The organism is Barnesiella sp. WM24 (genome assembly GCF_004570975.1).
Classification (GTDB): Bacteria; Bacteroidota; Bacteroidia; order Bacteroidales; family Muribaculaceae; genus Muribaculum.
Genome location: NZ_SPPC01000008.1, coordinates 109,848 through 133,467, shown reverse-complemented (window position 1 = coordinate 133,467; position 23,620 = coordinate 109,848). Strand labels below are relative to the sequence as shown.

Sequence of the window (23,620 nt, the reverse complement as noted above, 5' to 3'; positions counted from 1 at the left end):
CACAGAAGAAAATTTTACTATTTTCGTAAAAAAATCTGATTATGCCACTGAATCGCTCCACTCTTATACGCATTTCCACAATCGACAAGTGTCTTCAAAACCATTATCGCCGATGGACCATCAATGACCTGATTGATGCCTGCACCGATGCACTTGCAGAATATGAGGGACGGAGCAACCCGGTCAGCCGCCGCACATTTCAGAACGACCTTGCCCTGATGCGCAGTGACCGCCTCGGCTATAACGCGCCTATCGTAGTGCGCGATAACAAGTACTATGAGTATGAAGACCCCGATTACAGCATAACCCACCTGCCGCTTAACGATGAAGGGCTTGACGCCCTTAACTCGGCGCTCGACATCCTACGGCAACTTCAAGGATTTCCGCAGCTTGCATCGTCAATCGACACCATCAGCAAACTTAACGAGCAGATTTCGCGCCACACCGGGTCATCCGTCCCCGCAATGGACATGGAGCATGTCGCAGGCTACAAAGGCGCGCAATTCATTGGGGTAATCTATGACGCAGTGCGCAAGCAGCAGACCATAACCATAGAATACCAGTCCTTCAAGGCACGTCAGCCGGAGACATGGGTGGTATATCCCTACCTGCTGAAAGAGTATCGCAACCGCTGGTTTCTTATCTGCGAGAAGGCTACCAACCGCGCTCCGCAAGTCAATATATTCGCCCTCGACCGCATTCATTCAGTCGACATAGACAAGAAACACCCTTTCAGAAAATGTGTTGACTTTGACCCGGAGCATTTCTTTGATGATACAATCGGAGTAACCAAAGGAATCCATGACAGAGCTCGGCGGGTAGTAATTAAAATTGACCGCAATCAGGCTCCCTACGTTGAGTCAAAACCATTCCATAAATCGCAGAAGGTAGAGCAACGTTTTCGCGACGGCAGCATCCAGCTATCGCTAAAAGTAGTGATTAATAACGAGCTTGAACGTCTCATCCTCGGTTACGGAGGTCATGCCGAAGTCATAGCCCCGCCAGAGTTCCGAGACCGAATTGCCGAGAGCGTAAAGATAGCAGCCCGCCGTTATAATGATGTGAAGTAATAGCTGCTTTTTTATGCCAAATATCCTTCATGTGTCAATGCCGATATATTCTTTTGCTCGACTTCAGAATTCAATATATTTTAATTGGTCAAAATCATCGAATGCATCCCAATAGTATATCCTTCTTCGATTATATAACATAACTATTGCCTCCGGGAAAATCCTTTGGCTGAATAGTTACAATATTTATACTGTACTGCAATATGCTTCACCCTGGTGAAACTTTGCGGTCTTGATAAAATTTTATGTTTTGTTTTTAGTGCGCAGAATGGTTGCGCAGCGGCTATCTAACTTTGCGGTCAATCCGAGTGACAAGCCACCGCTTACCGACCTGAGGCCGACCACGCTCTCGGCTGACTCGCGAGGACTCCGTCATTGCATCAGAATTATAAAAATTACAGAATTATGAAGACCTTAGAAGGACATGACGTGAAGATATTCACAGATAATGTTGAAGAAAGCGCTCTGGAACAGATCAAGCAACTGCTGTCGATTGACGTGTTTTCCGACAAGAAAATACGCATCATGCCCGACGTACACGCCGGCGCCGGATGTGTAATCGGGTTCACAGGCGACCTCGGCGACAAGGTTATCCCCAACATTGTCGGCGTCGACATCGGCTGCGGCATGCGCGTTCTTAACCTCGGCAAACTCAATGAAATTGATTATCACACATTCCACGAGCATATACTTGGCAACGTGCCTTCCGGCATGTGGGTACGTGAAGAGAAACGCGGTTTCAAGCCGCTTGTCGGCGAGGAGATGGAAATCTACCGCGAGGCCAAGCAGCTTGTGACTGAACTTTACTGCTACCGTGATATTAAAGACTCCGGGCGCATCAACAAGGCAATCGGCTCGCTTGGAGGCGGCAACCATTTCATCGAACTTGACAAGGATGAAGAAGGTAATGTGTACCTTGTGGTTCACACCGGTTCTCGCAACCTTGGCAAGCAGGTTGCCGACATATATCAGGCAAAAGCCGTGAAGCATCTTACTGCCGGCGCCGACGAGTTTGAAGAGAGAATCAAGCACATTATCGAGGAATACAAGGCGGCAGGACGCCGCTCCGAGCTACAGAGCGTCATCAAGAAAATGCGCAAGGAATACACCGAGGCTGAACCATCGCTACCTTCCGCACTATGCTATGTCGAGGGTGACGCCCGAGAGCATTATCTTCATGACATGCGGCTTTGCCAGCGATGGGCAGTGCTAAACCGTAAGCTTATATCTCTCCTGCTTTTGCGCTTTTTTGAGGGCGTGGAAGTAAAAGAGGAATTTGAATCAATCCACAACTACATAAGCGATGAAAATATAATCCGCAAAGGTGCAATCTCGGCAGCCGGGGGCGAACGTTGCATAATCCCTCTGAACATGCGCGACGGGTCGTTGCTTTGTACCGGGAAGGGTAATCCCGACTGGAACTGCTCAGCGCCCCACGGGGCAGGACGTGTATTGAGCCGAAGCCAGGCATACGCGAAAATCACGATGGAAGACTTCGCGGCATCCATGAAGGGAATCTACTCGGAATCGGTCAACGAGTTTACGCGTGACGAGTCGCCTATGGTCTATAAACCGGCAGAGGAAATCATTGCCAACATAGGCGACACCGTCAACATCAACACCATAATCCGCCCAATCTTCAATTTCAAAGCATCATAAGAGACTGGATTTCGGATTTTACAGTGTCACTCTTTAATTGTGTCAGAGTTCTGGTTGTAGGCTTTTGCCACGCACTTCCATTCGCCGTCGAGTTTGAGCATCAGGAGGAAGTCGGTGAAGTCGATGGATCCGCCCCACCCCTCTTCGAGGACGCGTACGACCGCCACGGTCTCCTCAACGGCAAGAACGTCGATTCGGGCTTTGAACTCCGCTCCGGCACCGACAGTATCGACATTGTGGTAGAACTGATCTATAGAGCCGCGCTCAACGGTGCCGTTCAGTATGCCGAACAGCACGGCATCGTCGGTGAACAGAGTCTTTGCATACTCGCTGTTGCCCTCGGCGACACTCTTTACAAACTTCTCGGCTGCACGAGCCACTGCTTCATATTCCTTGATTTCGTTTCGCATATCTATATGTATTTATTTGATTTTCTTTGCCAAGGCAAAGCGCCAAGGCGATAACTGAATGCAAAGTTACAATGGTAATACCTCTAAATCAAGTACCGAAAAATTATTCATATACCGAATAATTTTTCGGTACTTGGAAATTAGGCAGTTATTGACTAACTTTACATTCGGAAAGAAAATAAAAACTGAAACGATGGCATACGAAAAGAAAATACCCGTGGATCTGGACTGTCCGTTAAGGCTCACAATGAGTCTTATCGAGTCGAAATGGAAGTCATGTATCCTTGATGAACTGAGAGACGGTGAGCCACAGCGACCAAGCGAAATTCACAAATGTCTGCCCGAGGCGGCACCCCGCGTGCTTGACATTCAGCTAAAAGAGATGGTTGAAGACGGACTCGTAACGAAGACAATCTACCCGGAACTCCCTCCCCGCTCAGAATATAAAATAACCGAGCTCGGACTATCACTGCTACCAATCATCGACCTGATGCTTAAATGGGGCGAGGAGCACTTCGATATTTTCGAGCGAAAATACGGAGAAAAGATAGCAAAACGCCCCCTTTAAATCATAGACACAGCCTCAAGTTTTACTGAAACACAAAGCGCGAAGCAGGATTTTGCCGGACAGTGTCAAAACCGGACGTATCTCTAATCATTTATATTACATGACTATTTGTTTTTCTTAGAAATAACGGCGATAGGAAGTATTAAAAATACTGCGACAAGGGACATGACAAGACCTCCCATTGTGCCGATGGCGAGAGGATACCAAAATGACTCCTTCGACTCTCCGACGATAAAAGGCAGGAAACCGAGGATGGTAGACAGCACCGTCAGTAGTATTGGCACGATCTTTATGCGTAAGGCATTGACATAAAGCTTACGAGGCGACACCTTCGTATATTGCCTCCGTAAGGTATTGAATTCATTGAGTATGTAGATGGCGGCGTTGACTGTTATGCCGGAAAGGAGAATGAAAGAAGCAAATCCCCCTTGGTCAAAATTAAGATGTAGGAGATAGAATATAAGGAACACTCCTATAAAGGAGACCGGAATCATGAAGATTATTGCGAAAGGCTGGCGCAATGAATTGAAAAGTATCGAAGAAGTGAAGAAGATGATGCCGATTACCAGCAGAAGAAGCAAATATTTAGCCGAGTCGTCTTACCGCCACAACTAACAGCTATAAATAAGGGAGCGAGCAAAATAAAAGCCTGCAAACTTGATAGTTACAGGCCTTTTCTGGTGATGTACGTGGGGTACATTCGCGGAAAGACAGGGATTCGAACCCTGGGTACCCGTAAGGGTACAACGGTTTTCGAGACCGTCCCGATCGACCACTCCGGCATCTTTCCTCATGTCGATTTGCGGATGCAAAATTAATAATTGTTTTGAATGTGGTCAAGAATTTTCACATAAAATATCGACCTAAAACAAAAAAGATGCAACAGGCAACCTGTTGCATCTTTTGTTGCTGGTAGCGGGATCGAGAATTGAACTCGAGACCTCCGGGTTATGAATCCGACGCTCTAACCAACTGAGCTATCCCGCCATTACCGTTTTGCGAGTGCAAAGTTATGCATTTATATTTAAACCGCCAAACATTTTCGCATTTTTCTTCAACGCTTTTTTATGTTAGTACACATTTTTTGCATCTGACGATATTTTTATGTAATTTCGCGGCGAGTTAAGTAATAGATTTTAGGGGTGCTACAGGTGGCGTTGCCACTTACGGCTGAGATTATACCCTTTGAACCTGATCCGGGTAATACCGGCGTAGAGAAAACATCAATATGAACAAGCAGCTGCTTTTCATGGCAATGTGTGGCGTATCGTCATGCACATTCCACATACATGCCGTCTCTGAGAGCGAGGCGGCAATCGATTCACTTTTAGGTGTCACGCTTCCCGAGATTGAGATTTCGGCAAACCGTGCCAATGAGAATACTCCTGTCGCATACAATGTGATACGCAAGAAAGAAATCGAGAAAAACAATGACGGGCGTGACCTGCCCTTTCTTCTTTCGATGACCCCGTCGGTAATATCAACGTCAGATGCAGGAGCCGGTGTTGGCTACAGCGGCATCAGGGTACGCGGCACCGACGCCTCCCGCATAAATGTCATGACCAACGGAATCCCCGTCAACGATGCCGAGAGCCATAATGTCTACTGGGTCAACATGCCCGACTTCGCATCGTCAGTGCAGGACATCCAGATACAGCGGGGCGCCGGCACAAGCGTAAACGGAGCAGGCGCATTCGGGGCATCTATCAACATGGTCACCGACTCGCCCTCAAGCGATGCCTACGGTGAATTTTCCGGGGCCTACGGCATGTACAACACCCATAAAGCCACTTTGCGTGCGGGGTCAGGATTACTTGGCGGTCACTGGACAATCGACGCCAGGATAAGCAATATCGGGTCAGACGGATATATCGACCGTGCTTCGTCCAAGCTGTGGAGCTACTTCGGACAGGTGGGCTACGTCAACGGCAACACGACTTTGAGGCTCATCGCGTTTGGAGGCAACGAAGAGACCTATATGGCGTGGGACTATGCCTCCAAAGAAGATATGGAAAAGTATGGCAGACGCTACAATCCATGTGGAAAATACACCGACAGCGACGGCAACACGGCATATTACCCCGACCAAAAAGACCATTTCACCCAACATCACTTCCAACTCCACTTCTGGCAGACGATAAATGAACGATGGCGCCTGAACGCTGCGCTGTTTTACACAAAAGGCGACGGACACTACGACCAGCTGAAAACCGGACGCACATTGATTGAATATGGCTTGTCCCCATATATAAACGCCGATGGAGAAGAGATAAAAAAGAGCGACCTTATCAGGCTGAAATTCAATGACAATGACTTTGGCGGAATGACCGCGACCGCCAACTATAACCACGGCAATATAGATGTCACTCTCGGCGGCTCGGCAAGCCTGTTCAACGGCGACCACTTCGGACGCATCAAATGGGTGCGCAATTATATCGGCCCGATTAATCCGCTTCAGGAGTATTACCGCAACACCGGCGATAAATTTGACGCAAATATATATGTGCGCGCCAACGTTGCCGTCACCGACCTCCTGTCGGCATTTGCCGACTTACAGTATCGTCATCTTGACTACAAGCTCTCCGGCGTAAGCGACAACTTCGACTACACCACCGGCTCTATGGCAGCGCTTGACATTCATAAGAAATATGACTTCTTTAACCCCAAGCTTGGATTAAGTTTCAACGACGGGCGCCATAACAGAGCATTTGCATCCTGGAGCGTGGCTCATCGCGAACCCGTGCGCGACAACTTCACCGACGGCGACCGCAACCATGACCCCAAAGCGGAGCGCATGTTTGACTATGAAATAGGATACACTTACTCTCACCGGATGTTCACCCTTGGAGTCAACCTGTATTACATGGACTACAAAGACCAGCTTGTACTGACCGGACAGCTCTCCGACACAGGCAACCCACTGAGCGTAAACGCGCCACGCAGCTACCGGGCCGGCATCGAGCTGCAGGGAGGGCTTATGCCGTGCCGATGGTTTGACTGGCAGATAAACGCCACGCTGTCACGCAACAGGATAAAAGACTTTACCGAATATATCTATGAGGATGAGTGGACCAACCCTATAGGAGTTTACATCGGCTCTACCCCGATAGCCTTTTCTCCGTCATTCACCCTTAACAATGCTTTTAACTTCCACTATCGCCGCATTGAAGCCACGCTTCAGAGCCACTACGTAAGCAGCCAGTATCTAAGCAACGCCCATTCGCGCGAGCAGATGCTCGACGCTTATTTTGTAAGCAACCTGCATCTGGGCTACAATTTCGGAAAGATTGCCGGTCTTAAAGAATTACGCGCAGGCTTCTCCATCTACAACCTGTTTAATGAAAAATATGAAAGCAACGGATATGCCGGGGCTGGATATTATGTCGATGAAAATGGAGAGAAAGTCATCTACCGCTACAGCGGATATGCCGCCCAGGCTCCGGTCAACGTGCTTGCATCGGTCACTGTAAGATTCTAAAGAAATGACGATGGAAGCTGTCACCGACTTTTTCACGCTCGACCGCTGCCTTGAGATAGCGGGGTTCCTGATAGGACTGCTATATCTTTACTGGGAGTATCATGCCGACCCTAAGATGTGGTTTGCCAACATTGCCATGCCCACAATATCTTTCTGGGTCTATTACCGCGCAGGACTGTATGCCGACTTCGCCATGAACATCTACTACTTCGTGATAGCCATATATGGCTACATCGCGTGGACCATGCACAGAGGCAGAGGCGGAAATACCCGTAAAAAGGAGCTTCCCATAAGCCACATCAACGGCAGACGGCTTGCGGGATGCGTTGCCGCCTTTGCAGTGACTTATGTCATAATAGCCTTCTGGCTTGCAAGATACACTGACAGCACCGTGCCTTATTGTGACGCGTTCACCACCTCGCTCAGCATAGTGGCGATGTGGATGCTCGCGCGCAAATATATAGAGCAGTGGATCGCGTGGATACTGGTTGACGCCGTGTGTGTCGGGCTATACCTTTATAAGGACCGCCCGTTTTACGCAATTCTGTATGCCTGCTATACGGTAATCGCATTGTTTGGTTATGCCAAATGGAAGCGGCTCATGAAGCAGCCGGTTGACTCCGCCGACTGACGATATGTGCGGTTATAGTTTGACGGTCACACTATTTTCCTTAAATTTGTAAAACAAACTCATTATAACCGCACTGCCTCCCTCTCATGCGAGGCACCAAACACTCAATTCCCAATGACACCCGACGAACGCAATTCTTTTAAGAAATGGCTAAAAGGAATACCCTACGAAATCTCATTCTGGAAAAGCTACTATAGTCACCGTCGCAGCCTTAAAGCCCTCGACTCATGGAGCGATTACGGAAAGGAATGTAGGCTTGACGACTTTGATATTATCGAGTTTGCCGCGTCATGCTCCTCCACCCCGCTCTTCATTGACCTCGGATGTGCGCTCAGCTACACTTTCGGGACAGAATTTCGCGGCATCCCGGTGCGCGTAGACCGGGTCGACCCTCTCGCTTCTTTTTACAATCGCATCCTTGAGCGTCACGCCCCTGAAAAACCACGTATACGGTTCGGAATGCTTGAAAGCGTCTCGGTTGCCTATAAGGAAGGAAGCGTGGATCTGATTCATGTGCGCAACGCATTGGATCACAGCGCCAACCCGACACTTGGCATCATGGAATGTTTGAAATGTCTTCGCGTCGGCGGCATACTGTATCTCAACCACCATCACAATGAAGCCCTGCGCGAAAACTATCGCGGCTTCCACCAATACAATGTCGACATCGACGGCGACAAGCTTGTGATATGGAACAACGACAACCGCTATGACATCAACGAAATGCTGTCGGGGATAGCCACAGTCAGGTGCAGTGTAGCCGCCAACGGTCACATCGTCGGCATAATAACCAAGAATGCCGACCTTGACAGCGACAGCACTCCCGACACAGAGGCGCGCATGTCGGAAATGCTTGTCATGACCTTGGATACAATCAACTCCTTCTCTTTTGCCCTGAAATATAAAGCTGCGATGATTGTTGCCTCTATAGCTCATCCGGTCATGAGGCGCATACCTCGCAATCTCGTTGACAAGCTGAAACATTCACTGCGCAAAAAAAGAACGGCATAAGCATTATTTAACATTAGTGTGCTTAAATCCCGCCCACTAAAGACATAAATTTGCCGATGAAGGTCGTAATGGCTTTCCTTGCAACATTTTAATACAGTCGCTTATGGGATTTATTTTTGTTATTTTTTGTGCTATCGCCTGGCTTGGGCAGGCTCTCTACGATGGTGCCGACATCAGTTAACCTTAAATTGACCTGATTATGTTTGGTATAGTTTTATGGGTGATTATAATATTGTTTATAGTCATATGCTCGTGTCCGGGCTTTCTCACATTCTTTTTCTGTGTAGCATTGCCCGTAGGAATCCTTGTATATTACATCTCCGCCAAAATCCTCGAAAAGTTTAACCGATAAAAAAACATTCCGCCATGTCATTCTGGAATATCCTGGGCGAACTTGCCATCTTTAACATGATCCGCAACCTGCTCTCCCAAAAGAAGAAACAGCAGTCACTACCCTACCCTCACAGCAAAGTCCCCGACCATGACCCGATGCGTGAAGCCCGCATGGAACAATTGGACAATGAATACGTCATCGCCTCAAAACCCGCTGCCGGGCGTTACGAGACAACTGAATATATACCTCTAAATGATACTGATGATTTACAGGATTACGACGCCTGCGACTTGCAAGACCGCATAAACGACCTTGAAAGTCAACTCGATGACTGCGACTACGAGTCGGAATACTACGACCACATTCAGGACGAGATTGACATGCTTCAGGACCAACTCGATGAAATCGAAGATCTCCGGAATATTTATGACGATGAACTTGACGACGAGTTGGACGAATGGGATGACTTGCAGGATGACGAAATAGACGATTTCGACTATCAGGATCTCGGACTATATGACGACACATACCGCGACGAAGAAGACTGGTAAACATCGCCCCACCCCTGCCGCCCACAAGAATCGCAAATCTTACCATCCGACAATACTACTCCCGGCACAATGGCAAACCACTTTACCGGGAGTATAATATCAGTAGCACAGAGCCCCAATATATTAGGCTCATTTGGCTATTTTCCAAATCCTTAGAAAGCGTAGCCTAAACGTAGTTGGAAATTATTTGAAAAAAAGTTTCCTTGCTCTCGTTTATCACCCTTACCAATTGAAACTTTCTTGTCCCCTCCTTCAAAAATAGGGATGAAACCACGTTGCCATGTGAAATCAATATTGAAATGACCAAACCAATATCCGGCACCAACATTTATTCCGACATCATATTTGCGCATGTTGTCAATATCTCCGATTTTGACCTCGGCTTCATTTTCTTTGAAGTCATTGCGATTGCCATATTTAGAAGTAGACACGATATGATCAGACGTATACGTTTTATAATTTCCTGAAAAATCGTAACTTGCATAAGCTCCGAGATGGACATCTAAAGCCATGCGTTGGAGGAATGTGTACTTATACCCTATAGTGATAGGCGAAAGTTGTACATTGTAGCATGAAAGCGTCCCTTGTGCAGTTTTCTTATGATAGTCAGAGCCTCCGGAAACCTGACTCTTACCAGAACGCACCCATTCAGCATTTGTCTGGTAACCTCTCTTCCCTAAGTCAAGACTCATGCCCCAATAAAGAGGATGAGAACCAAAAGACTTGTTAAAGCCAAAAGAAACAACATAGCCTGAAGTATTTTTGAAACTCCCGCTCCAATCACCATCATCCCATATTGCCTCCTGTGTCCCTTTTGCATTACCAACCACACCGTTAAATCCGATGCCGGCTCGTAGAATCCATACTGCTTTTCCCGAATTGAAGTTGGGTAGTTCAAGAGTTTTCCCAAATCCTTTTCCATACATTGTCGTTACTGACAAGAGAAGCGACAGAAAAAATAAAATTTTCTTCATAATTGGTTTGCACGGTCTCCAGTTCCTAAAAACCTTTTTTAGATGCAGAAGCGTGGAACTGTATGCCACATCCTAAAGTGAAGGTGCTAGGAAAACCTTTGAGAACAGATATGGGATAACAGCCCCACGCTATGCGCGGGAACCGTCTGCCAACTCTTGTTCTCGTGGTCAAAGTTTCCTAGGCTTTTCACTTACAAGATGAAGACATAACGCTTCTTTTTTTACTAATGTCACGACAAGGCTTCCCCTGTCAAATGCAAAATTAAAAAATATATTGCTAATTAACAATAGGTATCACAAAAAACAGTAAGTAACGTTAACTGAAGTCGGTTTATGCGTAAAGACACAGCATATCATCGCGGATTGCTTGCCGTTTCTGTATTTAAACATTCTGATTTTTTTATCATCTTTAGACTCGTTTAGGAGCCGACTTTTACAGTCGCTTGCGGACACAAAAAGGGACACTGAAACAAGAATGTTCTGTGTCCCTTTATGTGATCCGGATGCGACTCGAACGCATGACCGTCTGCTTAGAAGGCAGATGCTCTATCCAGCTGAGCTACCGGACCGACCTTAATGAGAGCGCAAAGTTACGAGTTTTTATTGACTTTAACAAATAACTCTGCCATTGTTAGCAAAAAATTTATCAAAAATTTAACATCGGATAGATTAACGCATTTGATATTTGTTGCTATTTTTGTGCCGCAAAATATCATTACAACCGATTATCCACACATTTATATCGTATTATGAGATTTACTGAAATTCGAGTTTTTATCGTGTTGCTCCTCGCAGTGCTGCCGGCTATAAGATCAAATGCAGAAGAGAAGACCGATTACACTCCCCACATTCATGGAACAGTCAGAACCCGATTTGAGGTCGCCACAGAGTCAGGCAAATACCGCTTTCAAGTGCGTAACGCCCGTGTAAGCCTTGACGGAAAGATAGCTCCCTCTATCGATTATTATATAAACACCGACCTCTGCGACCGGGGCTCGATGAAGATACTTGATGTATGGGCACGCATATATGCCACCAAAGAGTTAGGGTTTCAGGCAGGACAATTCAGGATGCCCTTTGGAGTTGACCCGTTTCGCGGACCAAACACATACTTTTTCGCCAACCGTTCCTTCATCGGCAAGCAGGTGTGCAATGTAAGGGCAGTCGGAGCGAAAGCGATGTACACGTTGCCAGGCATTCCCCTGTCAGCAGAGGCAGGAGTGTTCAGCCCCACAACCATAGGCAACCATGCGGGATGGAATTCAAGTCTCGCATTTGCTGCAAAGCTCACCTACTCCATTGACAACGTAAAACTCGCCACCGGATTCCAATCAATAATCCCTGACTCAATACGCACCAACCTTATAGACGCGGCTGTCACCTGGAGCGCCGGACGATGGACTGTGGAAGGAGAATATATGTACAAACACTACACCTCCGACAGCCACAAGCCCTGCCACGCCTACAACATCTTTGCCGACTACCGGATGCCAATCAAGGCAGGCGTATTCAACCAGCTTTCGTTTCAAGGACGCTTCGACGGCATGACCGACCACAGCAACGCCCTGCGCGATGAAAACGGCAATCTTACGACAACCGACCCGTCACGAAACCGCGTCACCGTAGGAGCCACTATCAGCTATATAAAAAGCAAGAACCTTTTCCTGCATCTGCGTGCCAACTACGAAAAATACTTCTATAGCGGCAACGTAGCCACCACGCCCGACTCTGGCGACAAGGCTCTTATTGAACTTGTGTTAAGATTTTGACAGCATGGACACGATTGAAGCCACACTAACTCACCACGGAGTAAGACCTACGGCTGTAAGAATACTGATTTACAAGGCGCTAATGCAATTTCACGACACCTTCAGCATGAACGACGTAGAAATTGCCACTGACACCATTGACAAATCAACCATATTCCGCACACTGACCCTTTTCGCCGACCATCACCTCCTTCATGAAATCGAGGATGGCAGCGGCTCGAAAAAATATTGTCTGTGTCACAATGACCACGAGTGCAGCGTGGAAGAGCTGCACTGCCATTTCTACTGCGAGACATGCAAAAAGACATTCTGTCTTGACCGGTCCCACATCCCTCCGGTAAGCACCCCTAAAGGATTCATGGCACGTCATGCCGAATACATCATCAAAGGCACCTGCCCGGCATGTTCAGCAAAGAATCACGCCTAAGAAATAAAGCGGGAGCAGGTCACCCAAGACCCGCTCCCGCAAAAACTATCTATAAGGCTAATTCCATAGTCAGAATTTTTGAGTCACCTCCTTGCCTGAATAGCGTATAGTCGCCGTCTTATCGCTTCCGGCAATCTTCACGCGGAATATGCGGTCGCCTATCATCCCGGGATAAGACCCATTGCGGTCGCCTACGGTCAGCTGACCGCTCTTGTCATCCCATTTAAACTTTATCTCGCTATAGGCGCCTTTCTCGTAATTATAATTGTCAAATTCATCCTCATAAAGAGTAAACGTGCCATCGGCACCAGGATATACATGTATCTCAAGATCATCCCACGGCTTTTCAGTAGCATACTGAACGTCGGGACCGACAGGAATAATCGACCCCGCCTTCACATATACCGGGATTGTGCCTATGTCAGAAACCTTTTCAACAGTCTTTCCTCCGCGATGCCTTTCACCGGTGGCAAAATCCCACCAGGCAGTCCCTGCAGGCAGATACACCTGAACCGTCACAGGCTTCATGAAATCCACATCGACATCAGCCGCATTTGTATCAAAGTGCTCCTTCCGGTCCCAGCCCGTATTCTCATCGGTAGTCGTAATCAGTTCAGGAGTGTAGCAAGCCTTGACAATAGGAGCGATAAGCAGATTGTCGCCAAACATATACTCGTCAGCCATATTCCACACTTTCTTATCTCCCGGGAAGTCCATCGGCAGAGCCTTCATCATCGAACCGCCATGAGCCGTGACATTCCAAGAAGTCGAGTATATGTAAGGCAACAGCGAGTAGCGCAGACGTATGGCATCGGCAACCGCATCAAACACCGGGTCGCCTTTCTCGCCGAAATAATATATCTCACGCTTTATGTCGGCACCGTGGCTTCTCATCATGGGCGTGAACACACCCATCTGCATCCATCTTACAAACAATTCACGAAAAAGCGGATTTTTTACAGCCGACTCGGGACCGGCGTTGTTATAGGCGCTGCAGAAGAAGCCGCCGAGGTCACTGTTGACATTCGGGTTACCTGTCAACGAGAAATTAAGCATGGCGGGAATCTGATTGCGCAGGTTCTGCCAGCTTGAAGTGACGTCACCCGTCCACACATTACATCCGTAGCGCTGCTGACCCGTATAGCCCGAACGCGTCAGGATAAACACTCTCTTGGTCGAGTCAACCGCGCGCTGATGGTCATACACCCCGCCGACCGTCATAAGCGGATAAGCGTTCCTTACTTTTCTGAACGACCCGAGATATGTGGGTGTGTCAAAGTCTTCCTTCGTGGGATTAAAATGGTCAGGTTCGGTAGAGTCCATCCACCAGCCGTCGATTCCGAAATCATGCAGGCGGCTCAGATTTTTCCAATAAATGTCACGAGCCTCCGGGCTATAGGCATCATACACCCTCACACCCGACGGATAATCCATGCGCGGAGGCCATATGTGGGATATGCCCGACTGAGGCCACGTCTCGATATTAAACAGCAGCCCCTTTTCCGCAAGCTCGCGGTAAGGTTTTGTCTGCGGTCCGAAAGATGACCATATGGATATAATCATCCGGGCGTTCATCCCGTGTATGTCATCAACCATCTTCTGCGGGTTGGCAAAATCCGGACTCATGAACTCCATCGCGTTCCAAAGGTAATTGTTGCCCCAGTATTGCCAGTCCTGAATTATACCATCGAGCGGGACGCCTATTTCTCGATATTTCTTCACGACACCGGCAATCTCATCCTGCGACTTATATCGTTCCCTGCTCTGCCAGAATCCATAAGTCCACAGAGGAAACATGGGGACATCGCCGGTAAGATTCCTTATTCCGGCAATCACGCCATCCATGTCGCCACCATATATAAAATAATAGTCTATTGCCTGCGCCACCTCCGACTCAAATGCAGTCACTCCGTCGCGGTCAATAAAGTCGACAGGCGAATAATTGTCCCATATCACACCATAGCCTTTGACCGACACAAACACCGGCACTCCATCCTCCACGTTGCCCGGCATCAGCTTTCTGTTGACTCCTCTCTGTGAAAGTTTGCCATTCTCAAGATTTCCAAGACCGTAGACCGGCTCATCTTTTTCAAGCATGAATGACTGCCTGACCTTATAAGCCTTATCGCCACAATCATCTATGCCGGAAACAGCCATCCCCGCCTCTTTCAGAAGACATCCCGAACCGGGAGCATAAAAAGCCACGTCGCCGGTAGATGTATTGACATCCACCCGCAGGCGCGACGACTGCAATCTCACAATCTTTCCGCTCTCCTTCACCGTGAATTCAACCGCGGCAGGCTTCGCTATTACAGAATAGCTTCCGTCATCCTGACGGGAATTGCGGTCATGCTTCAGGATCCTCACTGCCGAAGGCGTGTAATACTCAACCTCGACGTCAATAGAGTCAATCGTAGCCTTTATCCCGCCGGGAGTCCTGACAAAAGCGGCGGCAGACACCCCAAAGGAGACAAACGCCAACATAAATAGCGTGATTAACTGTTTTTTCATGTTCTTAAAAATTTCCATTTAACCTTATTTATTAAAATCTGTACAAATCTGTTTCACAAATTTAGTAAATTCGCAAAAGTAGAACAAATAAAAATTTTAACATTTTGCCAACACGCCACCGTGTTTCAACGTTTAAATAACAAGCGACTTAACTTTTATAAACTATAACGACATGGATAAACGACATATCGAATCATCAGAGATGATTATAAATCCCGACGGCACCATCTTTCACTTGCACCTGCACCCCTCACAGCTCTGTGACCGCATAATCCTTGTAGGCGATCCCGGACGTGTTGACATGGTGGCGTCATTCTTTGACACCAAGACTTTTGAAGTATCATCACGGGAATTTCACACAATCGGAGGCACATACAAAGGGAAACCCATAATGTGTCTGAGCCACGGAATAGGGCCCGACAATATCGACATCGTGATGAACGAGCTTGACGCGCTTGCCAACGTGGACTTCGAGACACGCGAGGTAAAGCCGGAACACCGCACACTCACACTTGTAAGAATAGGAACCTCCGGAGCCCTGCAGCCCGAGCTAATACTCGGCACACCGGTGATTGCCGAGCGATCAATCGGATTTGACGGAGTGCTCAACTACTACGCCGGCCGTAACGATGTCGCCGACCTCAACTTTGAACGCGCATTCTGCGAGGCTGTCAACTGGAGCAGCCTGCTTGCGGCTCCTTATGTAGTGAAATCCAACCATGAGCTTGTCGAGCAGATAGGACGCGACGACATGGTGCGCGGATGCACCATCAGCGCCGTAGGATTTTACGGTCCGCAAGGCCGTGAGCTGCGTCTCCCGCTTGCCAACCCCGACCTCAACAAGATGATCGAGGCTTTCCGCTACGAAGGACACCCCGTCACCAACTACGAGATGGAGAGCGCCCCCCTTCAAGGACTCGCCCTGCTTATGGGTCACCGTGCGATGACCGTATGCTCCATCATCGCCAACAGGGTCAACACCACCGCGTCACCCAACTACAAGACCGCCGTGCGTGACCTCATCCGGACAGTCCTCGACCGCATCTGACCCCACCAATATCAACCATCACAACCAAATACTTCCCCGCCGTCCAATCTGACAGCGGGGAAGCTAATCTTCACACAAATCTTCACAGGCACTCTGTGCTACATTATTTGACGTTTCTGCCGCCTCTTTCGTTTCTTTGTTGTATCTTTGCAAAAGAAAAATTTACTTGCAATAATTATGGCACAGAAACCGTCGATTCCAAAAGGCACGCGCGACTTCTCTCCTGTCGAGATGGCTCGCCGCAACTATATATTTGATACTATCCGTGAAGTGTTTCATCTATTTGGCTTCAAGCAGATAGAGACACCCTCTATGGAAAACCTGTCGACCCTGATGGGAAAATATGGCGAAGAGGGCGACAAACTGCTTTTCAAGATTCTCAACTCCGGCGACTACCTTCGCGGCGTCGACCGCTCGCTTCTTGAAGGCGAGGCATCGGGCAAACTCACTTCTCAGCTTTCAGAAAAAGGGTTGCGCTACGACCTGACTGTGCCATTTGCCCGTTACGTAGTGCAGCACCGCGCCGACTTGCAATTTCCTTTCAAGCGCTTCCAGATACAGCCTGTGTGGCGTGCTGACCGTCCGCAGAAAGGCAGATACCGCGAATTTTACCAGTGTGACGCCGACATAGTAGGCTCCGACTCGCTCATCAACGAGGTCGAGCTTCTGCAGCTTATCGACGAGGTGTTCAGCCGCCTGAAAATCAACATCGCCATAAAGCTCAACAACCGCAAGGTGCTTGCCGGGATAGCAGAGCTTATCGGTGCGCCTGAAAAAATCGTAGACATCACGGTGGCAATAGACAAGATTGACAAAATCGGCATTGAAAACGTAAACGCAGAGCTACGCGAACGCGGGCTGGACGAAGCGGCAATCGAGTCGCTGCAGCCGATACTTGCCATCGACGGCACGCTCGAAGAGCGCCTTGCCAAACTTGACGAGATACTTGCCTCTTCCGAGACAGGCAAAAAGGGTGTCGAGGAATTGCGCTATGTCGTAAACGAGACTATGAAACTCGGACTTAATGCAGAGCTTGACCTCGACGTATCGCTTGCCCGCGGACTAAACTACTACACCGGAACAATAATCGAGGTGAAGGCAAAAGATGTACAGATAGGGTCAATCACCGGCGGAGGCCGCTACGACAACCTTACCGGAGTATTCGGCCTGCCGGGAGTTTCAGGCGTCGGCATATCATTTGGCGCCGACCGCATCTATGACGTGCTCAACGCTCTTGACCTCTATCCCGAAAACGCCTCGGCGGCAACTACGGTCATCTTCACAAACTTCGGCGAGCAGGAGACCATCGCCTCAATGAAGGTCATCAAGCAACTGAGAGCCAACGGCATCACAGCCGAGATATATCCCGATTGCAGCAAAATGAAGAAGCAGATGGCATATGCCAACGCCCTTGCCATACCATTTGTCGCCATCATCGGAGAGACCGAGCTTGCCGAAAACAAAGTGACCCTTAAAGACATGACCTCAGGTGAACAGGAGACACTCGACATCGAAGGACTTGTAAACCGACTGAAACAGTAACAGAAACAATACACAACAAGGAGAAAAATCTGATGACCGACAGTCAGCAGAACTGTGACCTACACATATATAAAATCGACACAGGCTCGACATTAAGACTGCCATATGCCGACGGTGGAATCAAAGCCGGATTTCCATCGCCGGCACAAGACCGTCTTAACGAGTCCATTGACCTCAACAGCGAGATAGTAAGTCATCCCGCCTCAACTTTCTATGGGCGTGTAGCCGGCGACTCCATGATAGAGGAAGGTATCGATGACGGTGACATTCTTGTCATCGACCGCTCGCTTGAACCGCTCAACGGCGACCTCGCGGTGTGTTGCATAGACGGTGAATTTACCGTAAAACGCCTGAAAGTGGAGCGTCACCGCATACTTCTCATGCCGTCCAACCGCCACTACCGCCCTATCGAGGTAAAAGAAGATGATGATTTCACTGTGTGGGGCATAGTCACCCACACCATCAAGAAAAACAGGAGAAGGAGATAGCCGCCGCGATGATCGGACTCGTAGACTGCAATAATTTCTTCGTATCGTGTGAGCGCGTTTTCCGTCCCGAGCTGCGTTCGCGTCCGGTCATTGTCCTCAGCAACAATGACGGATGTGTAGTGGCGATGTCCAACGAGGCAAAAGCGCTCGGGATTAAACGCGGTGTGCCCCTGTTCAAGATACGCGACATCGTGCAAGCCAACGACATAGTGTCATTTTCCGGCAACCACCGCCTTTACGGCGACATGTCACGACGGGTGATGGCAACGCTTAATTCCATAGCCGACGACATCGAGATATCATCAGTCGACGAAGCTTTCATAAGCCTTGACAGCATTGAAGAAAATCTGGCGGAATATGGCAGAACGCTCGTAAAGAAAGTAAAACGCGATATAGGTATCCCCGTATCGGTAGGCATCGCGCCCAACCGCACCCTCGCCAAAGTCGCCGCACGGTTTGCAAAGAAATATCCGGGCTATAAGGGTGCATGTGTCATAGACACAGAAGAAAAGGCGCGGAAAGCGCTGTCCATGACGGCTATAGGAGATGTGTGGGGAATCGGACCACGCATTGCCAGGCGTCTTGGAGAAGCAGGGATAGTCAATGCCCTGCAGTTTGCCGAAATGCCTGAAGAGACTGTGACATCGCGCTACAATATAATGCTTCAGCGCACATGGAGCGAGCTAAACGGAAACAGATGCATTGAGACCGACACTGAGCGTCCGGCACAAAAGACCCTTACCATATCACGCACATTTGCCACCGACTTCTACGAATACCGCGACCTGGAGGATGCGGTGACCCGCTTTGCCGCCAATGTCGGTGAACGCCTGCGACGAAAGGGTCTTTTCTGTGACGAACTGACTGTGTTCATCGCCACAAACCGCCACCGCACTGACCATCCGCAATACTCCAACTGCGCGCAACGGACACTGCAGGAAGCTACAGATGACTCGATAAGCATATGCAAGGAAGCAAAAGCGGCACTGAAAGCTATATTCCGCCCCGGCTACGGATATAAGCGCGCAGGCGTGACAGCCACGCGGATAGTCGATCGCGAACATCTACAGCCCACCCTCTTTGAAGACCGCGAAGAAAAAGAGCGACGGGCAAAACTGATGGCGACAATCGACAGCATAAACGGTGGCGGCGTAGAACGCATACACCTCGCCTCATCGCCCGACATCTCGTCATGTACTCGACATGAACGGGTCTCACGCCTGTACACTCAACGCATGAGCGACATTATAGAAATCAACTGCCACCGATAAAAAAAAGCCGCGAGACTGCAAGCAGCCCCGCGGTAAAATAAACCGGGAAATAAAATCAACCCAGATATGTCTTGAGCAATTTGCTCTTTTGCCCTTTAAGCCGACGTATCGCCTTTTCCTTAATCTGGCGTACACGCTCTCGGGTCAAGTCAAATTTAGCACCAATCTCTTCCAGAGTCATCTCTTGGCAACCTATGCCGAAGAACATCTTCAAAATCTCGCGCTCGCGCTCATGAAGCTGACGAAGCGCGCGCTCAACCTCTTTTGAGAGCGACTCCTGGGTAAGAGTGGCATCAGCCATTGGAGAGTCATCGTTGGTAAGCACGTCAAGAAGACTGTTGTCCTCTCCCTCGACAAAAGGAGCGTCGACAGAAATGTGACGTCCCTGCACCTTCAATGTGTCGGCAATCTTTTCAACCGGCACATCAAGTGCATCGGCAAGCTCCTCGGCCGACGGGCGACGCTCATTTTCCTGCTCAAACTTGGACAGAGCCTTTCCTATCTTATTGAGCGAGCCTACCTGATTCAACGGGAGGCGCACAATACGTGACTGCTCTGCAAGAGCCTGAAGAATAGACTGGCGAATCCACCACACGGCATAAGAAATGAACTTGAAACCACGTGTCTCGTCAAACTTCTGCGCCGCCTTGATAAGTCCAAGGTTACCTTCATTAATCAGGTCAGGGAGTGAAAGACCCTGATTCTGGTACTGTTTTGCCACAGAAACGACAAAACGCAAATTGGCGCGAGTCAGTTTTTCAAGAGCCACCTGGTCGCCCTGCCTTATACGCTGGGCAAGCTCTACCTCCTCTTCCACAGTGATAAGATCCTCACGACCAATCTCTTGCAGATATTTATCGAGCGATGCACTCTCTCGATTGGTGATTGACTTTGTAATTTTTAATTGTCTCATCTGTTATTACACAAGATTTTAAACATACAAAGGTACAAAATTTTATTCAAACCCTGCATCTTCGCAGCCATGTTTTTTATATGATATTATGATAATACAACGTATTTACATGTCAAATAATTGCCACATTATGCTTTTTCAAGATTAAATATACTCCATTAAACAAATCGGGCATCCCTGTCAACAAGTGACGGGACGCCCGGTTTTATCAATCCTTACAGAGCTGATCAGTCAGAGAGATCAACTGCATAATATACTTTACGACCGGTAGGATATATACCTGTGATAAACATCACCTTGTCGCTGTCATTACTCTTCATGATAGCCTCATATATCTTTTCAACGTCATCCTGGCTCTTCACGCGGGCATTGTTGATGTCAAGGATTATAAATCCGTCTTTAATGCCGGCTTCCTTGAACTTACCGTCGCGCAGACCGCTAACCTGCACTCCGGCAGTCAACCGATGCTCTTTCAACTGCTCCTTTGTAAGCGACTTGAACGCACATCCAAGCGAAGTCACGTCCTTGGCCTTCGTCACCTTAGTGTCGCCCTGGCTGTTGCGCAGCGTCACCTCAGTTGTGTATGCCTTGTTGTCACGTATGTATTTCACCTTAATCTTGTCACCGGGACGATACTTGTTGATAGCCTCCTGCATCTGCGCGGAGTTGTGAACCTGATTGTCACCGATACCCACAATTACGTCATCGACCTGTATACCCGCTTCCATTGCGGCGCCACGTTCAACCAGCTCCATGACAAGTATACCGTCATTTACAGCCGTAATGCCTTTCTCCTTGACGAGCTGCGGGGTAAGCTCTTGGAACATCACTCCGAGGACTGCCCTTTGCACGGCACCATACTGTTTAATGTCAGTCACGATTTTTGTCACGATAGATGTCGGAATCGCGAATGAATAGCCGGCATAGTTTCCTGTCTGTGAATAAATGGCGGTATTTATACCGATGAGCTCACCGTTGATGTTTACCAGCGCGCCGCCCGAGTTGCCGGGATTTACGGCTGCATCAGTCTGGATATAGCTCTCGATGCCCATCGCACGCCCGTTGGTGGCGCTTGATATGCTTCGTGCCTTTGCGCTTACAATGCCGGTGGTCACAGTCGAGGTGAATCCGAAAGGATTGCCTACCGCGAGCACCCACTCCCCTACCTTCAGCGCATCGCTGTCGCCGATAGGAATGACCGGAAGGTCTTCTGCCTCTATTTTTATAAGAGCCACGTCGGTCGACGGGTCGGTGCCTATTACTTTGGCATTGAATGTGCGGTTATCGTTCAGGGTTATCTCAAGACGTTCCGCGCCGTCAATCACGTGATTGTTAGTGACGATATATCCGTCCTTGCTGATTATCACACCGGAGCCGAGTCCCAGCTGCTGCTCTGACTTCCCTTTCTGCTCCGGCTGCTGCTGACGACGCCCTCCGGGTGAGCCGAAGAAAAAATCAAACATGTCAAACGGCGAAGACTGGTAGCCGTTGCCATATCCGCCACGCGGAGTGGCATAACTCTTTATACTCACCACTCCGTTGATGGTGCTTTCAGCCGCATGGGTGAAATCGGTAGGCGGCGTCACCCCATGAGCCACAGTATAAAGCCGGCCTCCACTGTCGAGGGTCCCACTTGTCGCCAAAACGGCTGAAGAATCGTGCTTGTCAGAAAAAGTGTTGACGGCTACAACCGTCATGGCGGAGCTCACCATAGCCACTCCACAAGCCATTAATGCGATTTTGCTATACAAATTCATAATATGAAGATTGGTAAGTTAATTGTTAAATTTTTAAATTTCCACTGTTAAATTTTAACTCTTCTACTCTATGACGCAAAAATAACGCATTATTTTAATCGGTGTATCATAAAAAAGCCCGACTTAAATCTATTTAATATTAGACCCCTGATTATTAAGTGAAATTGACAATAAATATGTGAAATTAGTTAAAACAAACAGGCGTCCCGTTCATTATTCAATGACGGAACGCCGTTAATATAGTTTGTTGAAGAATGATTCTAAATCAGATACTGCGAAGAGATTGACTGATTTTCGTGGACACGGCGTATAGTGTCGGCAAACAGACGCGCCACGGAAAGGATAGTACATTTCTTGCAGTTGCCCTTGTAGGGAATGCTGTTGGTAAACATCATCTCCACAATGCCGCTTTCATTAACGCGGTCGCTTGCAGGATCGCTCATTATCGCATGAGAGCAAAGTGCCCTTACGCTCTTTGCGCCCTTCTCTATCATAAGGTCGGCAGCCTTGGTGATTGTACCGGCTGTATCAACCATGTCATCGATAAGGATTACATTCTTGTCTTTCACATCGCCGATAAGAGTCATCGAGGCAACGACATTAGCCTTTGCTCTCTGCTTGTGGCACAATACCAGAGGCACATCAAAATACTTGGCGTAGTTGTTGGCACGCTTCGCACCGCCCACGTCGGGTGTCGCAATCACCATGTCATCAAGATGGAGCGACTCGATATAGGGGATAAACACCGATGATGCGTAAAGGTGGTCGACAGGCACATTAAAGAAGCCCTGAATCTGGTCGGCATGAAGATCCATGGCGATCACACGGTCGACTCCCGCTGCGCTAAGAAGATCGGCGACAAGCTTTGCAGCGATTGACACACGCGGCTTATCCTTTCGGTCCTGGCGAGCCCAGCCGAAATAAGGCATCACTGCGATTATCGACGCAGCCGATGCACGTTTTGCTGCATCAATCATGAGAAGAAGCTCCATAAGATTATCGCTGTTGGGGAAGGTAGACTGTACAAGATACACCTCGCAACCGCGAATAGACTCTTCAAAAGAGACTTCAAACTCACCATCGGCAAAATGCTGTATATTCATTTTGCCAAGTTCGACACCGAGATCCTTACAAATCTCTTCTGCCATATACTGTGACTTTGTTCCGGCAAAGACCTTAAATGGAGGTAACATTAAGCAAGAAATTTT

At 48.5% G+C, this 23,620-nt stretch carries 19 protein-coding genes, 3 tRNA genes, 1 pseudogene and 1 riboswitch; of the genes and pseudogenes, 13 read left to right on the top strand and 10 right to left on the bottom strand.

All coding sequences use genetic code 11. The features are described 5' to 3' along the window. The first annotated feature begins 41 nt into the window (after positions 1–41). Positions 42–1,070 carry a YafY family protein gene (locus E4T81_RS10175; protein WP_135044168.1) on the top strand — a complete coding sequence of 343 codons (1,029 nt, stop codon included), beginning with the start codon at positions 42–44 and terminating at the stop codon, positions 1,068–1,070. Positions 1,071–1,475: 405 nt separating this feature from the next. After that, positions 1,476–2,729: an RtcB family protein gene (locus tag E4T81_RS10170; RefSeq protein ID WP_135044166.1), complete on the top strand. Its 1,254-nt coding sequence runs from the start codon at positions 1,476–1,478 to the stop codon at positions 2,727–2,729. A 26-nt stretch (positions 2,730–2,755) separates the two neighbouring features. Here the strand turns inward: E4T81_RS10170 and E4T81_RS10165 are convergent, their stop codons facing one another. Continuing rightward, positions 2,756–3,139, bottom strand: coding sequence for a nuclear transport factor 2 family protein (locus E4T81_RS10165; protein WP_135044164.1), 384 nt, complete (start codon positions 3,137–3,139; stop codon positions 2,756–2,758). 193 nt (positions 3,140–3,332) lie between these two features. Here E4T81_RS10165 and E4T81_RS10160 point away from each other — a divergent pair, with 193 nt between their 5' ends. After that, on the top strand, positions 3,333–3,707 hold the full coding sequence (locus E4T81_RS10160) for a helix-turn-helix domain-containing protein (protein ID WP_245207056.1): 375 nt from the start codon (positions 3,333–3,335) through the stop codon (positions 3,705–3,707). A gap of 104 nt (positions 3,708–3,811) precedes the next feature. Here E4T81_RS10160 and E4T81_RS10155 read toward each other — a convergent pair. The 3 genes and pseudogenes from E4T81_RS10155 to E4T81_RS10145 all read right to left on the bottom strand — a co-directional run. Then, positions 3,812–4,303, bottom strand: a pseudogene (locus E4T81_RS10155) (efflux RND transporter permease subunit); the annotation flags it as partial. Between the two features lie 107 nt (positions 4,304–4,410). Next, positions 4,411–4,497, bottom strand: a tRNA-Ser gene (locus tag E4T81_RS10150). Positions 4,498–4,617: 120 nt separating this feature from the next. Beyond that, a tRNA-Met gene (locus E4T81_RS10145) sits at positions 4,618–4,694 on the bottom strand. Positions 4,695–4,835: 141 nt separating this feature from the next. After that, a riboswitch (TPP riboswitch) is annotated at positions 4,836–4,943 on the top strand. A 13-nt stretch (positions 4,944–4,956) separates the two neighbouring features. On the opposite strand from E4T81_RS10145, the gene E4T81_RS10140 reads away from it, so the two are divergent. From E4T81_RS10140 to E4T81_RS10125, 4 genes are all read left to right on the top strand, one after another. After that, positions 4,957–7,185, top strand: coding sequence for a TonB-dependent receptor (locus E4T81_RS10140; protein WP_135044364.1), 2,229 nt, complete (start codon positions 4,957–4,959; stop codon positions 7,183–7,185). A gap of 4 nt (positions 7,186–7,189) precedes the next feature. Further along, on the top strand, positions 7,190–7,816 hold the full coding sequence (gene pnuC, locus E4T81_RS10135) for a nicotinamide riboside transporter PnuC (RefSeq protein ID WP_245207055.1): 627 nt from the start codon (positions 7,190–7,192) through the stop codon (positions 7,814–7,816). A gap of 114 nt (positions 7,817–7,930) precedes the next feature. Next, the gene (locus tag E4T81_RS10130; protein WP_135044160.1) at positions 7,931–8,827 is read left to right on the top strand and encodes a methyltransferase domain-containing protein; all 897 of its coding nucleotides are present in this window, start codon (positions 7,931–7,933) and stop codon (positions 8,825–8,827) included. A 366-nt stretch (positions 8,828–9,193) separates the two neighbouring features. After that, the gene (locus E4T81_RS10125) at positions 9,194–9,712 is read left to right on the top strand and encodes a hypothetical protein (RefSeq protein ID WP_135044158.1); all 519 of its coding nucleotides are present in this window, start codon (positions 9,194–9,196) and stop codon (positions 9,710–9,712) included. A 152-nt stretch (positions 9,713–9,864) separates the two neighbouring features. On the opposite strand, the gene E4T81_RS10120 is transcribed toward E4T81_RS10125, so the two are convergent. Beyond that, positions 9,865–10,686 (bottom strand): outer membrane beta-barrel protein, encoded by an 822-nt coding sequence (locus E4T81_RS10120; RefSeq protein ID WP_135044156.1) that lies wholly within the window; start codon positions 10,684–10,686, stop codon positions 9,865–9,867. A 495-nt stretch (positions 10,687–11,181) separates the two neighbouring features. Continuing rightward, positions 11,182–11,255: transfer RNA gene (locus E4T81_RS10115), tRNA-Arg, on the bottom strand. Between the two features lie 180 nt (positions 11,256–11,435). On the opposite strand from E4T81_RS10115, the gene E4T81_RS10110 reads away from it, so the two are divergent. Both E4T81_RS10110 and E4T81_RS10105 read left to right on the top strand, forming a co-directional pair. After that, the gene (locus E4T81_RS10110; protein ID WP_135044154.1) at positions 11,436–12,455 is read left to right on the top strand and encodes a porin; all 1,020 of its coding nucleotides are present in this window, start codon (positions 11,436–11,438) and stop codon (positions 12,453–12,455) included. 4 nt (positions 12,456–12,459) lie between these two features. Next, positions 12,460–12,882, top strand: a complete 423-nt coding sequence (locus tag E4T81_RS10105) for a Fur family transcriptional regulator (protein ID WP_135044152.1) — start codon at positions 12,460–12,462, stop codon at positions 12,880–12,882. 69 nt (positions 12,883–12,951) lie between these two features. Here E4T81_RS10105 and E4T81_RS10100 read toward each other — a convergent pair whose 3' ends face one another. Beyond that, positions 12,952–15,393, bottom strand: a complete 2,442-nt coding sequence (locus tag E4T81_RS10100) for a TIM-barrel domain-containing protein (protein WP_135044150.1) — start codon at positions 15,391–15,393, stop codon at positions 12,952–12,954. Positions 15,394–15,565: 172 nt separating this feature from the next. Between E4T81_RS10100 and E4T81_RS10095 the strand changes: the two genes are divergently transcribed. The 4 genes from E4T81_RS10095 (at position 15,566) to E4T81_RS10080 (ending at position 19,742) form a co-directional block, all read left to right on the top strand. Further along, complete coding sequence (locus E4T81_RS10095) at positions 15,566–16,441, top strand: nucleoside phosphorylase (protein WP_135044148.1); 876 nt, start codon at positions 15,566–15,568, stop codon at positions 16,439–16,441. Between the two features lie 177 nt (positions 16,442–16,618). Further along, complete coding sequence (gene hisS, locus E4T81_RS10090; RefSeq protein WP_135044146.1) at positions 16,619–17,983, top strand: histidine--tRNA ligase; 1,365 nt, start codon at positions 16,619–16,621, stop codon at positions 17,981–17,983. A gap of 32 nt (positions 17,984–18,015) precedes the next feature. Next, complete coding sequence (locus E4T81_RS10085; protein WP_135044144.1) at positions 18,016–18,471, top strand: LexA family transcriptional regulator; 456 nt, start codon at positions 18,016–18,018, stop codon at positions 18,469–18,471. 8 nt (positions 18,472–18,479) lie between these two features. After that, a complete protein-coding gene (locus E4T81_RS10080; RefSeq protein ID WP_135044141.1) occupies positions 18,480–19,742 on the top strand; it encodes a Y-family DNA polymerase in 1,263 nt (420 codons plus the stop codon). 55 nt (positions 19,743–19,797) lie between these two features. Here E4T81_RS10080 and E4T81_RS10075 read toward each other — a convergent pair whose 3' ends face one another. The 3 genes from E4T81_RS10075 to E4T81_RS10065 all read right to left on the bottom strand — a co-directional run bounded on the left by E4T81_RS10075 (position 19,798) and on the right by E4T81_RS10065 (position 23,605). Next, positions 19,798–20,655: an RNA polymerase sigma factor RpoD/SigA gene (locus E4T81_RS10075; protein WP_135044139.1), complete on the bottom strand. Its 858-nt coding sequence runs from the start codon at positions 20,653–20,655 to the stop codon at positions 19,798–19,800. A 227-nt stretch (positions 20,656–20,882) separates the two neighbouring features. Further along, a complete protein-coding gene (locus tag E4T81_RS10070) occupies positions 20,883–22,412 on the bottom strand; it encodes a Do family serine endopeptidase (RefSeq protein ID WP_135044137.1) in 1,530 nt (509 codons plus the stop codon). A 260-nt stretch (positions 22,413–22,672) separates the two neighbouring features. After that, positions 22,673–23,605: a ribose-phosphate pyrophosphokinase gene (locus E4T81_RS10065; protein ID WP_135044135.1), complete on the bottom strand. Its 933-nt coding sequence runs from the start codon at positions 23,603–23,605 to the stop codon at positions 22,673–22,675. Positions 23,606–23,620 lie beyond the last annotated feature (15 nt).